This window comes from Exiguobacterium sp. A1_3_1 (assembly GCF_048985645.1).
Taxonomy (GTDB): Bacteria; Bacillota; Bacilli; order Exiguobacteriales; family Exiguobacteriaceae; genus Exiguobacterium_A; species Exiguobacterium_A indicum.
In genome coordinates this window covers 17,979-32,246 of sequence record NZ_WBYY01000013.1, presented here as the reverse complement: position 1 = coordinate 32,246, position 14,268 = coordinate 17,979, and the positions used below count along the sequence as shown (strand labels likewise).

Annotated in this window: 10 protein-coding genes and 1 pseudogene; 2 read left to right on the top strand and 9 right to left on the bottom strand. The window is 42.7% G+C overall.

The window, feature by feature from the left end:
• From F8N00_RS02805 to F8N00_RS02770, 8 genes are all read right to left on the bottom strand, one after another.
• A partial coding sequence (locus tag F8N00_RS02805) for an alpha-N-arabinofuranosidase (protein ID WP_421017762.1) occupies nt 1–808 on the bottom strand: 808 nt, incomplete at its 3' end.
• A gap of 43 nt (nt 809–851) precedes the next feature.
• On the bottom strand, nt 852–2,339 hold the full coding sequence (gene araA, locus F8N00_RS02800) for an L-arabinose isomerase (RefSeq protein ID WP_421017761.1): 1,488 nt from the start codon (nt 2,337–2,339) through the stop codon (nt 852–854).
• A 33-nt stretch (nt 2,340–2,372) separates the two neighbouring features.
• Complete coding sequence (araD, locus tag F8N00_RS02795; RefSeq protein ID WP_421017760.1) at nt 2,373–3,071, bottom strand: L-ribulose-5-phosphate 4-epimerase; 699 nt, start codon at nt 3,069–3,071, stop codon at nt 2,373–2,375.
• Nucleotides 3,065–4,756, bottom strand: coding sequence for a ribulokinase (gene araB / locus F8N00_RS02790; protein ID WP_421017759.1), 1,692 nt, complete (start codon nt 4,754–4,756; stop codon nt 3,065–3,067). The genes araD and araB overlap by 7 nt, the downstream gene beginning before the upstream one ends.
• Nucleotides 4,757–5,034: 278 nt before the next feature.
• Nucleotides 5,035–6,432, bottom strand: a complete 1,398-nt coding sequence (locus F8N00_RS02785; RefSeq protein ID WP_421017758.1) for an arabinan endo-1,5-alpha-L-arabinosidase — start codon at nt 6,430–6,432, stop codon at nt 5,035–5,037.
• Between the two features lie 71 nt (nt 6,433–6,503).
• The gene (locus tag F8N00_RS02780; protein ID WP_082487314.1) at nt 6,504–7,346 is read right to left on the bottom strand and encodes a carbohydrate ABC transporter permease; all 843 of its coding nucleotides are present in this window, start codon (nt 7,344–7,346) and stop codon (nt 6,504–6,506) included.
• 72 nt (nt 7,347–7,418) lie between these two features.
• Nucleotides 7,419–8,315, bottom strand: coding sequence for a carbohydrate ABC transporter permease (locus F8N00_RS02775; protein WP_421017757.1), 897 nt, complete (start codon nt 8,313–8,315; stop codon nt 7,419–7,421).
• A gap of 67 nt (nt 8,316–8,382) precedes the next feature.
• Complete coding sequence (locus F8N00_RS02770) at nt 8,383–9,732, bottom strand: ABC transporter substrate-binding protein (protein WP_421017756.1); 1,350 nt, start codon at nt 9,730–9,732, stop codon at nt 8,383–8,385.
• A 368-nt stretch (nt 9,733–10,100) separates the two neighbouring features.
• Between F8N00_RS02770 and F8N00_RS02765 the strand changes: the two genes are divergently transcribed.
• Complete coding sequence (locus F8N00_RS02765) at nt 10,101–11,225, top strand: GntR family transcriptional regulator (RefSeq protein WP_421017755.1); 1,125 nt, start codon at nt 10,101–10,103, stop codon at nt 11,223–11,225.
• Nucleotides 11,226–11,254: 29 nt separating this feature from the next.
• The gene (locus tag F8N00_RS02760; RefSeq protein ID WP_214749141.1) at nt 11,255–11,854 is read left to right on the top strand and encodes a DUF624 domain-containing protein; all 600 of its coding nucleotides are present in this window, start codon (nt 11,255–11,257) and stop codon (nt 11,852–11,854) included.
• A gap of 244 nt (nt 11,855–12,098) precedes the next feature.
• Here F8N00_RS02760 and F8N00_RS02755 read toward each other — a convergent pair.
• Nucleotides 12,099–12,826 (bottom strand): annotated as a pseudogene (locus tag F8N00_RS02755) (GntR family transcriptional regulator).
• Nucleotides 12,827–14,268: the final 1,442 nt, after the last annotated feature.

The following is a 14,268-nucleotide window of genomic DNA, read 5'->3' as shown; positions in this document are numbered from 1 at the left end:
AGTCTAGCGCCGATCCCTTACCTAACCAAAAATCGCCTGGGATCGTATAATAGTGAAGGCTGAGACCATCCATCATCGTACCCGCTTCACGCATAAGAACTTCAGTCCATTTATAATCATCAATGTTTGCACCACCAGCAATCTTGTAGAGTTGATTGCCATCATAGTTACGCACATAGGTCTGATAGCGTCGATATAGATCGGCATAATATTCCGGACGCATATTTCCACCGCAACCCCAGTTCTCGTTACCAACACCGAAATACGTAAGCGACCATGGCTCTGTACGACCATTCTCCTGACGCCAGTTCGCCATCGGTGACTCACCACTGAACGTCATGTACTCCACCCATTCAGACATCTCTTGGACGGTTCCACTTCCCACGTTTCCACAAATATAAGGCTCACACTCTAGTAGTTCACAAAGGCGCATAAATTCATGGGTTCCGAAATGATTGTTTTCAACGACGCCACCCCAATGTGTATTGACCATCCGTTTTCGGTTTTCATTCGGCCCGATACCATCTTTCCAGTGGTATTCGTCTGCAAAGCACCCACCCGGCCAGCGCAAGACCGGAATGTTCAATTTCTTCAATGCTGTTAGTACATCGTTCCGAATGCCATCTGTATTCGGTATTGTCGACTCCGGACCGACCCAAAGACCTTCATAAATACAACGTCCGAGATGTTCCGCGAAGTGTCCATAGATATGTTTACTGATTTTACCTTTTGGTAAATCCACGTTGACAATCAGTTGTGTTGCCGCTTCTTTTGTATTTAACGTTGATGTGACAAGTTGGTTATTCATAGTATCTCCTCCAAGAAAAGGGACCTAGCAAGGTCCCAATAAATTATGGTCGATAGTACAGTTCATTCCAACGTAACTCATTATTAAATCGAACCGTCTCCGTTTCTTTATCGATGACAGCAATTTCAATGTTCAGGAGTTCTGCGAAGTCGCGCAATTGTTCTGTTGTTACTTCGTACGAGTAACAAGTATGGTGCGCTCCCCCGGCTTGGATCCAGTTTTCGACAGCTTGAGCCATCGATGGTTCTGTTTTCCATAGAACACGTGCCACCGGAAGATTCGGCATTGCTTCATCAGGTTGGATGCCCTCAACTGTATTTACCAAGAGACGGAAGCGATGTCCTAAATCAATCAGACTAGCGTTCAATGCCTTGCCATTCTGTCCTTCGAATACCATACGCGCTGGCGCTTCACGATCTCCGATTCCGAGAGGATGAACTTCGATTCTAGGCTTATCGACCGCAATCGTCGGACAAATCTCGAGCATATGCGCTCCGAGTACCATCTCGTTGCCTGGTTCAAAATGATAAGTATAGTCTTCCATGAAAGATGTCCGTTCGTTGCTCGCCATGATTTTCATAAGTCGAACAAGTGCTGCGGTTTTCCAGTCTCCTTCTCCAGCAAACCCGTACCCTTGCTCCATCAATCGTTGGACGGCTAGTCCAGGAAGTTGATTAATGCCATGTAGGTCTTCGAAGGTTGTTGTGAAGGCCGTGTATCCACCTGCTTCAAGAAAAGCTTTCATACCGAGTTCGATGCGGCCTTGATAGCGGACCGATTCCTGGAATGCTTCTTCTTCCATTCCAGTATTCGTCATTTCATACCGCGTGCGATATTCTTCTATCAAGTCATCTAAATCCGACTCCGATACCGCATTCATATAGGTGACGAGATCACCGACACCATACCCATCGACCGTCCAGCCCAGTTGAATCTGGGCTTCGACTTTGTCACCTTCCGTTACCGCTACATTCCGCATGTTGTCACCGAAACGCGCGACCTTTAAGTTCTTACTTTCCGCTAATGCATGTGCCACATTCATCCAAGATGACATCTTTTGGCGTGTGAGTCCATCTTCCCAATGACCGACGAGCACTTTTCGCTTCACGTTCATCCGACTTGTGATAAAACCATGTTCACGATCACCGTGCGCCGACTGATTGAGGTTCATGAAATCCATATCGATTGCATCCCACGGGATGTCACGATTGAACTGTGTTCCAAAATGAAGCAAAGGTTTTTGTAACACACGCATCCCACTGATCCACATTTTCGATGGTGAGAAGGTATGCATCCATGTGATCACACCGGCACAGGCATCATCAGCATTCGCCCGCAACATCATCTGCCGAATTTCTTCTGCATTTTTGACGACTCCCTTGTAAACAATTCGATCCCGAAAGACATCCGCTGCATCTAATCCTGAGACCATCTCTTTCGAATGTGTTTCGACTTGACGAAGTACCTCCTCACCGTAGAGCATCTGGCTTCCTGTCACGAACCAAAATTCGTGTGTGTTTGCTGTCAACATATAAAATCCCCCTCATCTAGCTATGTGCACCTATCATTTCTGACCGTAGTAGGCGTTCTCTCCATGTTTGCGCAGGTAGTGTTTATCTAAGATGCTTTGTTTGATGGGTGCTAATCCTGGATTAAGATTCAAGGCATGAATACCCATCTTGGCTACTTCTTCAAGTACGACTGCATTGTGTACGGCTTCATCCGCATCCTTTCCCCAACAAAAAGGTGCATGATTTGCGACCAGTACACCTGGTACGGCAACAGGTCTCAAGTGTAGTTCGTTCAACGTCTCAATAATGACGTTTCCGGTTTCCAGCTCGTACGCTGTCTCGATCTCTTCATCAGATAATTCACGTGTACACGGAATTTCTCCGTAAAAGTAGTCGGCATGCGTCGTCCCGAATGCAGGAATTGCTCGTTTCGCTTGCGCCCAGCTCGTCGCCCAAGGGGAATGCGTATGGACAATGCCTCCTATCTCAGGCAGAGCACGATACAAAGCCAAATGTGTTGGCGTATCAGAAGATGGACGTAGATCACCTTCAACGACGTTGCCTTCTAAATCGACTACGACCAAATCTTCTATCGTCAAAGCATCATAGGGGACACCGCTCGGTTTGATGACGACCAAACCTGCATTTCGATCAATCCCACTGACATTCCCCCACGTGAAGGTGACCAAGTCATACTTCGGCAATCCTAGGTTCGCTTCAAGCACTTCTTCTTTTAATTGACGACTCACCATACAGGTTCCCCCTTCTGACGCGACGCTTCCGCCTTAATTTTCTTTAATCGCTTCATCACATCATTTTCTCCGCGACCGAAATAATCGTATAGTTTCGTATACTCAGCAAACAGCGCCTCATACACTTCAACGTTTTCTGGAATCGGAAGATATGTCTTTTCTTTTACGCGTCCCATCTTCGTCGCTGCTTCCGTGATGGTGGCATAACCGCCTCGTTCTGCTCCTGCGGCTACAGCACCGAACATGGCAGATCCTAAAGCTGGTGTTTGAGAAGAGGCTGAAATCTTGATTTCCATGTTTAGGACGTCGGCATAAATCTGCATCATCAAGGCATTTTTCTCCGCAATTCCTCCTGCAGCGTATACTTCGTGGACGGGAACACCACTTGTTCGGAATGCTTCTACAATCGTTCTCGTGCCATAAGCAGTCGCTTCGATCAATGCGCGGTAGATATCTTCTGGTTTCGTCAGTAATGTTGCACCTAGAAGTACGCCCGTCAGATTCGTATCTACCAGTGTAGAACGATTTCCGTTCCACCAATCAAGAGCGATCAATCCATGTTCACCGACGCGTTGCATCGTTGCCTTATCAGTCAATAATTGGTGCGTACTAACACCTTGAATGTTTGCTTCTTGCAAATAGTCACTTGGTACACAGTTTTCGATGAACCATTCGAAATGATCTCCGACACAGGACTGACCAGCTTCATATCCCATTAACCCCGGTAAGACCCCATCTTCGACGATACCGCACATACCGGGTACGACCTGTTCCTCTTCACCAAGCAGGATATGACAAGTAGATGTTCCCATCACCATCAACAACTTACCGGATTCCGTGATCCCAACCGCAGGTACTGCAACATGAGCATCTACATTACCTACTGCAACGGCAGTTCCCGGAAGGAGACCGATTCGTTCTGCAAAGGATATTGTTAATTCTCCTGCTTTGGCCCCGATGGGTGCGATGTCGTTGGAAAGCTTCTCTTCGACTACGTTTTCAAGTCGTGGATCTAACGCTTTGAAAAACTCTTTAGAAGGATAGCCTTCCTGTTTGTGCCAGATCGCTTTATAACCAGCTGTGCAACTATTGCGTACCACTTTTCCAGTTAACTGAGAAACGACCCAATCCGTCGCTTCTAAAATTTCGTGAGCAGCCTCGTAAATGGAGGGTGCTTCGTTTAGAATTTGCCAGACCTTCGGAATCATCCATTCGGATGAGATTTTTCCGCCGTAGCGTTTTAAAAAAGGTTCTTCTCGTTCACTCGCAATACGGTTTAAAGCGTCTGCTTCATCTTGAGCTGCATGATGCTTCCACAACTTCACATAGCTATGCGGATTATGTTGATACTCTTCACGGAAGCACAACGGATTTAAATCGACATCGATCGGTAGAATCGTACAAGCTGTAAAGTCGATACCAAGCCCAATGACTTGTTCCTTCGTAATACCTGCCTCTTTGACAACTGCGGGAATCGTCAATTCTAGGACCTCTAAATAATCACGCGGATGTTGGAGTGCCCAGTCATGTTCAAGCCGTGTTTTTCCATCAGGCAAAAATTGATCCATTACTCCATGTGTATATGGTTTGACTGCAGTCGCCACTTCATGACCTGTTTCGACATCAATCAAGACGGCTCTACCTGATTGCGTGCCATAATCAATTCCGATTGTATATTTCGACATTTCATCACCCTACTCCCAAAAAGAATACGCTTACATTTCAGAAGAAAAAATAAAGTGTGTGGGCACTCCCTTATTTTCATCCGGACAAATAATCAAAAATAGTGCAGAAAACTTAAATAAACAATAAATTTGTACGTATAACTTACACTATGATTGTATCAATTATTTAGGAATAAGCAATCATTTTTCAGAAAAATACGCAATTATTTACGTTTTTTTCTATTTTTTAAACTTTTAATCTTCTTCAATACAGTTATTTGTCCGTACAAATAATTGATTTAACGTTTTTTTGTCCAAATTGCTGTTTCGTCCTCACTAAGACCTGTCATGATGATCGTGGATTTCCAATTTTCCCAATCCCACGCTGCACCGACCCGTAACTCATACCTTTCTTGCCCAATGCGTAGACTAAGGATGTTCCCCTTTAATTGCCACGAACCTTCCTCATCAAAAAGAGTGCCGTCTTTTAGCAACTTCAGCTTTCTTGATTGTTGCTGACCATCATCAAATCGCGGAAAAATAATGATTTCCCATTCTCCAACGATCTGGTCTTTTTGAACACTGATATTCTTTTCACCTGCGTATCGTTCAGGCGAAACCACTGGCCACCCATCTTTTGTCCAATACACTTTTCGGACCTGCAATTGCGACCAATAGATATCTTCGCTTGGTCGAGCTTGATGGATAATAAAAGTATCTTTTCCATCCTGTAAAAATGCAGAATGACCGGTCCCCACGTAACCATCGTCTCCTCCAAAACGGTAGGAGCCAACAATTTTTAAGCCAGTATCAAATGATTCATCTGAAGTATCCCGTAAATCACGCCCACGAGAATCAACATAGGGTCCATCGATCGATTTTGATCGCCCAATTCTTACGTTATACGAATCTTCTAACCAACCATATGAAACCATCAAGTAGTAATAACCTGTTTTTGCGTTGTAAAGAATTTCTGGACCTTCTATTCCCATCGTCATATCTTTTCGCTTAGCAAGTAACTTTCCTTCTGACGACTCCTTCATCAATTTCCCCGTATTCGGATTGATTTCCGTTAAGAAGATACCACCAAAATAGGATCCATACGTCATCCACCATTTTCCTGTTTGGTCTTTTAGCACGTGAGGATCAATCGCATTAACCGTTTTTCCATCCCCTTCTTTTGAAGCGATGACGACTCCCTGATCGTGCCATGGTCCCTCAATATTAGAAGCACTCGCCATTCCAATGTACGAGGTACGACTGCCGACTTTTGAGACAGAATAGTAGAGGTAAAATGTATCCTTGATTTTTGTAATCGAGGGCGCCCAAAATGTATTTCCTCCCGTCCAATTGAACGCTTCTTGAGAGACTTCATCAAATACACGACCTGTGAATTGCCAATTAATGAGATCTTTTGATTTCCGAACCTGGATGCCCGGTGTCGGTGGACCTCCTACCATGTAATCTGTCGAGAACACATAGTAGGTATCACCTTCCTTTATGATTGCCCCATCATGCGTAAAGTTTGTTGTCCACTTCTTTTCTTGATTCAAAACATCGGGTTGTACATCCATTACCTTCTTATCGAATGGCGCTTTCGGTAAATCCAAATCCTGAAGCGATGCATTGGTAGACCACCAAAAATAAGCGCAACCTACAATGAACAAGACAACCATCCCCATCACCATATTTTTCATACTGTTTTTCCTCCTTTAATCACAAACACCCGTCTTAAGCAAAGACGGGTGTTCCATTTTTTCATTACACCTCACCCTTTAACACCAGAAATGGCAATCGATTCGATGATTTGCTTTTGAAAAATCATGAAGACGATTAACATCGGTAATAATGCGACAACAGACGCAGCCATGATTAACGGATAATCACTTTGGATGGCATAGGATGCATTAAAATTGGCGATGACCAATTGTAAGGTTTGTTTCTCGGGAGAGTTGAGATAAAGAATTGGACCAAGATAATCGTTCCAGATAGCCATGAACCATAGAATTAATTGTGCGGCTACAGCGGGCTTGATCAACGGGAAGACGATTTTATAAAAGATTTGAAAATAGGAGCAACCGTCAATTTTTGCTGCTTCGATGATAGAATTCGGAATACTGTTCAAGAACTGACGTAAGAAGAAAATCATGAAAATATTTCCGAATAAACCAGGTACGATCAACGGAAGGAGTGTATCCACCCATCCGATTTCTGAGAACATCATAAACTGTGGAATCATCAGGACAGGGTACGGAATCATGACAGACGCGAACAAGAGAAGGAAGATTTTATTTTTCCCCCTAAAATTCAACTTAGCGAACGCGAATGCCGCGAGACTCGAGGTGAATGTTCCAACGATCGTGACAGATAGGGCGACAATCAGACTGTTTGATATACCAGACAAGAGCGGCCCCATATTCCAAATCTCAAAATACTTATTGAACGATATGTCGGTAGGAATCCACACGGGCGGAAGTGAAAACACTTCATCTTTCGATTTCAGAGAGGTTGACACCATCCACAATAAGGGTGCGATCATGACGATTGCACCCATCGTCAGAAAGATAAAGACGAAGATATCAGTAATCCGATCTTTTTTCTTCACGGACATCGTCTCTACATTTTCTTTTTTACGGGTAAGAGCTAACTGCATGGTCATTCTCCTTTCTAAGGTATTAACGCCTCAATCCAAGTCAAATGATGATTTTTCGTTCATACGGAATTGGAACAAGGTAATAATGAAAATGAATAGACCGAGAACGAGCGCCATTGCTGAAGCATAACCGAGCTGGAAGTTCCCAAAGGATTTTTGCCAAATGTAGAAAACGGCAGAAGCAGATGAATACTCCGGTCCTCCTGTCGGTGTCATGACGTTGATTTCCGTAAAGATTTGCGCACCACCAATAATATTCGTCACGATGATGAAGAAGGTAACAGGTTTAACCATTGGGAGTGTAATATACCAAAAACAGTGCCAGGCATTCGCACCATCTAATTTCGCTGCTTCATAATAGGAACGCGGTACACTCTGCAAGGCCGCTAAATACAAGAGCATCGTATAGCCAAGACCTTTCCAAATTGCCATGACGATCAATGCCGGCTTGACGGTATTGGCATTTTGGAGCCAGTTTGGACCATCGATACCGATTAAGTCTAAGAACTGATTCACTAAACCATAATCACCGTTATATGCCCACTGCCACAAAATCGAGACAGCGGCAATGGAAGAGATGACGGGAATGTAATAGATTACGCGGAACGTATTTGTACCAAAAATCCCTCGATTCAATGCGAGGGCAAGTAGAAGTGCTAATACGATGCCAATCGGAATCCCAATCATCATGAACAGCGTATTGTACATGGCTTTATAGAAATACTCGTCTTGAAACACATTAATAAAATTTTTTAACCCAATGAACTTCATTTGTCCGAGTCCATTCCAGTTCGTGAATGCACCATAGAAGGAATACATTAAGGGGATTAACGCAAACAGAAAGAACCCAATTACCGGAGCCGCAACAAATAAGTAGGCATACCGTTGCTCCGTACGATATAACTTGGAAATCGGTTTTGTCTTCATTGTCTTCCATCCTTTCTACGCTAGAGATCCAGGTGGCGACTTACGCCACCTGACTCATCACCTCTAGTTAGTTCGCCTGTTTCTCTTGAGCGATGGCATCATCTAGCAACTTTTGCATTTTCGGTTGCTCTTTTTTCACATAGTCTTCTACTGATGTTTTTCCATCGAGTACAGGCTGGATGTTTTTGAAAAACTCGTCATACCATTCAGCAGTATATGTTTTTTCTGCTGGCAGACCGCGTCCATAGTCATTGATCAAATCCAGGAACTCCTGTTTATTAGCAGGTTTAATGGATGTGTCTTCTACCCATTTTTTAGCGATTTCCATACTGTTTGGTAACTGTACTTGTGCATCCACCAAAGCCTGTTGTCCTTCTTGATTGGCAGATAAGTACATAGCTAATTCTGTCGCTTCTTTTTTATGTTGCGTCGTTGATCCTACACCAATTCCGAGTGATCCAACCCAACCAGCTGCTTTCCCTGTTGATCCTGCTGGCCATGGAAGAAGGTCATATTCGAACTTTAACTGATCTTTAAAAGCTGCCATATCCCAAGGACCGACAGGGAAGAATGCCAGTTGCCCTTTCATCCACCGTTGATACGTATCGAGTGTCTGTGACTCTCCAATAGATGGAGTTACTTTATGCTTTAACTGCTGATCTACAAAGAACTGGAGAGCTTCAATGAATTTTGGATCGTCAATCGTTACCTTCGTTCCCTCTTCATTGATCCAGTCTGCCCCGTTACTCCAAACGAAGGGTTGTAATGCCCAGTTCACATTAAACCCTGTGCCATACTGATCTATTTTCCCATCACCATTCGTATCCTTTGTTAACTTCTTAGCTACCTGAATGAATTCATCCCACGTGTATGGTTTGTCTTTATCCGGAAGTGGTACCTTTGCTTTTTCAAACATCGTTTTATTATAGCCGAGCGCAAATGGTCCTAAATCTTTTGGAAGACCATATATAGCGCCTTTGCCAAGTACCTTTCCATCATACCGATACTTATCAACACCTTTTTTCCAGATATCCTCTAACTGGATGTCCTTCGATCCTTCTACATTCTTTGTAATATCTAATAGTACGCCCGAGTTCACATAGGCTTTGACTTGAGCCGGATTGTAGAAGAAGACATCTGGTACTTTACGTCCTGCGATAGCAGATTTTAATTTTGTATCATATTGATCCGGAGCTGTTTGTACCATTGTCACTTTAACGTCTTTATTGGCTTCTTCAAATCGTTTTACTGTTGCTTTGTACGCTTTTAGTTCTTCAGGATTTCCACGAAACATGAATGTGAGTTCGACTTTTCCATCCGCACTTTTACCATCTCCTGAACAACCAGCTAATGCTATTGATGTTGTCATCAAGGCAGTCATAGTTAGCGCAAACATCTTCTTTGTTTTAAGGTTCATTGTGAATTCCTCCAGTGCTTTAATTTTCAGTGTCAAAGCGGAATTAAGATGTACGTACATATTTATTTAAGCAAATACGATATTTTTTTATAGCGAAGCCCACACAACGCTATAACAAAAGACAATTAAAACAAGTTAAATGAACAATGAAAGCGTTTTCTGCACAATTTGAGTCTATTACACACATTCGGACATGTCAATTTGATTTTTTGTCATTTATTTCTTTTTTGTACGTACATTTAAATGATTTATCGATTGATTTTCTCTTAAATCCATAGCAAACCGGACAAATCTTTGTTAATATGTAAGTACTATCATATCTTGTACGGATAAGTTTGCTGATACAAGAGAGAAAGCAGGGACGCCTCATGGCACAACGGACAAAATATAGCATCGTAAAGGATCATATACTTGATTGGATTAAGGATGGCACAGTACGTCCTGGTGAAAAAATTCCTCCTGAAAGTGAACTTGTACAATCTTTCCAAGTTAGTCGGCACACGATTCGCCAAGCTGTTGGAGAGCTTGTGAATGAAGGCTATTTGTACCGCGAACAAGGTTCAGGAACTTACTGCTCCCACGTACTTCCTAAACCAGAAGCTGAGGTAATCGAGCGCTCTAATAACGGCAAGAATATTGGTGTGATTACAACCTATATGTCTGATTACATCTTTCCATCCATCATTCGAGGAATCGAATCTCATTTAGCTTCGAAAGGATATACTCTGACACTTTCGTGTACAGACAATGATGTAGAAAAAGAGCGTCAATGCCTCGAAATGATGTTAGATCGTCAAGTTGATGGATTAATTGTTGAACCAACCAAAAGTAGTAACCATAATCCGAACATCAAATATTATCTAGAACTTGAGCAACAAAACATCCCCTACTTGATGATTAACCAGTATTACTCCCAATTGATGCCTCCTCATCTCATGATGGATGATGAAAGAGGTGGTTTTTTAGCAGCAGAACATTTAATCAATCTTGGTCATGAACGTATCATGGGCTTGTTTAAAACGGATGATTTACAGGGAGTTTATCGAATGCGCGGATTCCTCCGTGCGTTTCGTGAGTACAACATTCCTTTAGAGTCAGAATTGATCATCACCTATACAACGGAAGAGTTAGTTCCAAGTTTTTATGATTCGATTGGTCGCCTCTTCGAGAGTGAAGAGCATCGTCCAAGTGCTGCGGTTTGCTACAATGACCAACTAGCCTTAAGTGTCTTGGATCAGTTAAGGAAGCTACGTCTATCTGTCCCGCAAGATATCTCTCTTGTAGGTTATGATGATTCCGTCCTTGCAGTGGCAACAGAAGTGAAGTTGACTTCGATCATCCATCCAAAACAAGAACTTGGACGTGCTGCAGCAGAACGGATCATCGCAGCAGTGGAGAAAAAAGAAGCCCCTCCATCTCACATTTATGAACCGGAATTAATTATTCGTAACTCAACAGCACCCTTTAATCGTCTCGAATCTAAGTCTGGTTAATTTTTGTGTAGAACTTCGGGGAGGTACTTATGAACTTAAGACATGAACAAAACAAACTTTTCCAATTACTTGAATTTACCACGGGACTCGTACAGCTGAACTTTATTTTCTTTATCACCCTTTTACCAGTCATCACGATTTTCCCAGCTCTGTATGCACTAACTGCTGTCACACGACAATGGTCCGTTCATCAAGATTATAGTGTTTTTCGATCGTACATTCACTTTTTCAAAGAAGCGCTTCAATACCATTTAAAATTTGGTATGTTATGGACCTTCATCTTACTGTTTTTACTTTTTGATTTTTTAATCATTCGCCACATCGAAACCGGACAGACTTTCTTATTTACGGGTCTGTCAATCGTCAGCTTGTCATTTTTAGCGGTTTCCGTTTTCTTATTTCCAATCCTCTCGCATTATGAGTTGAAAAAAAAAGATGCCTTCAAGTTAGCTCTTTTTAGTTTAGTACGTTATGGATATGTTTTATTGATTTCTTTTCTTTTACTAACGACATTGATTGTATTAGCATATCAATCGCCACTTTATTTACTGTTCGGCTTCTCGTTCGTTATTTTCCTTATTACCAAGCTGTATTTACATCAGCTGGATCGCACAATGCTTAAATCTTAGTCATTATTGGATAATACCTTCCAAGCATAAATCAGTTTGATTTTTTCTAAAGATTTATCTCTTTTCCCTATATAATTTTTTGTAATTAAACTAGTTTATGATTCTTTACAGATAAAGAAATGCGTATACATTTCGACATCGAAATGTATACGCATTTCTTATTTAGCCATCATTGAACCTTCTTATAGCGTCCCTCAAGTTTAATCAGAAAGAGAAGATATTCATAAACTTGACCCATCTTCATTCATCGACCGATATGGACGGAAGTAAAGACGAACTTATCATAACGGTGTCGCGAAAACGAATACTCTAACGGCTTCCCGTTCCCGAGAAAGACGACTTGCTCGACCTCGATGATTGGATCGGTCTCCTCGTTCCCAAGATAATCACGATCCCACTGGTTCGGCTTATCCGCACGAATCATCTTATGTGAGCTCGTGATCGTGTAACCGAGATCTTCCTGGATGTATTGATAGATGGAACTATCAAGGACCTCCTTCGTCACTCCAGTGATCAACGAGGAGGGCATGAACGTATGCTCGATCACGTAAGGTTCGTCATCGACATAACGGACGCGCCGGATCTCATAGACAGGATCGCTCTTCTCGATCATCAAGTGACGGGCGACCTCCGCATCCGGGAAGCGTACCTCGAACTGGAGGACCTCACTCCTGACGGTCCGCTCGCCGAGAAGCTTCGTCAGCCCTTGGGACTCTTTGTTCAACACGTTGATTCTTCTCTGTGAGAAGCTCGAAGGCAGGATGAAGCTCCCCTGTCCTCGTTGACGATAGATGATGCCTTCCGACACAAGGATTTCGAGTGCCCGCTTCATCGTCATCCGACTGACCGCGAACTCCTCCGCAAGTTGGATCTCGTCCGGCATCGCTTCCTCGACATCATAACCTCCGTTAAGGATCCGTTTCGTAGTTCATCTGCGATTTTCTCATACTTTGGTTTCTTTTTAGTAGACATGATTATACCCCATGTATAGACATATTCGTATAATATAACAAAAAAAGGATGATCAGGGCTAAATATACCCTGTTCATCCTTCATCATCTCAAGAATCCATTCTCTTCGATCACGCGCTTGAACCATTGTCCACTCTTCTTGACCGTCCGGCTTTGAGATTCGTGCTTATCCAGATCCTGCGAGGCCCTACTTGAGAGGAAAGAGAATCACGGACTTCTTCAGAAAACGTCTCAAGATTCCGTATCGGTCTCCCAGCATTATCTTTCATACCAATCAATGAGTAGCTCAGGTTTTCTTCGATTGTAATGATTTGGCTCGACGTCATGGAGACGACATGCTCACATGCATTGAGTATCTTACATAAATTGATCGCTACGTCTTTCCAAATAAATTTAATCGGAAGATTTACCTCCATGAACCGGTTCAAAGAATCGACGAGGAGATGCGTCTTGCTCGACTCCTTGTTCTCAAGCAAGATTTGTTTCACGCGAGAGGATACATAGAAAAATGATTAGAACGTATACACATCACTATCAAAATGTATACGTTCTAATCATTTTTGAAGCACGTCCTTTTTTCTATGTGATACCTCGACCAACCATTCGAGATGCAGCATCAATCAGATGGATGAAGGAAGTGGGACGTCTCTCATGATCCATTCCAATTCACCTTTGATTCGAATAGGAAGTACCTGTCGTCAGCATAAGTTGATCTCCAGTATTGACTTTGAGCGTTCAATCGCTTTCAACTTCAATTCGGTCGTCGCTTGGACATGATAGATGTTAAATTCGGGAACCTGTACTAATCTCTTAATCTGTGCAGTCTTCATCTGTTTCGCTTTCACTTCAAGCATGACATCTTCTTGCGGGGATGGACGTAACGGTCACCGCTTTATCCAGATGTAGTTCACGAGCTCGTCCGTCTTCATCCGTTCGATCGAAGTCTTACAGTCAATAGGTCATGTCAAAGGATTGTTGTGTCTCGAGAATCAAGAAGCCCTTTTCGATAGCATGGATCGCTCCACTCGGGACGAAAATGAAATCTCCCTTCGCAACCGGTAGACACGTTAGTAATCGACCTGACTCTTCGTTGCTAGCATATTCAATAATTCTTCCTTTGATCTCACAGAATAATCAATGATAAGTTCTCCCTCCAGGAATATTTCCACCAATAATAACGGATTGTGGCAAGAGGCTAAGCTGTCATGAGCAAATACATGAATCCTTCGGTACTCCAACATGCTCCGCAGTTCTATATTCTTAATGGCAATTGAGGAATTATGAAAGCGCCAATAAACTTTTTCACGAATTCTGCTCAAAAGGAATGAGCTCTGGAATAGTTCATTCAACAGAACTGAATTACTCATTTTCTCGAATCACTATCCAACTACATAAGTGTATCTATTGAAAATAGATATATTTTCTCATGCAAAAACACCTTCG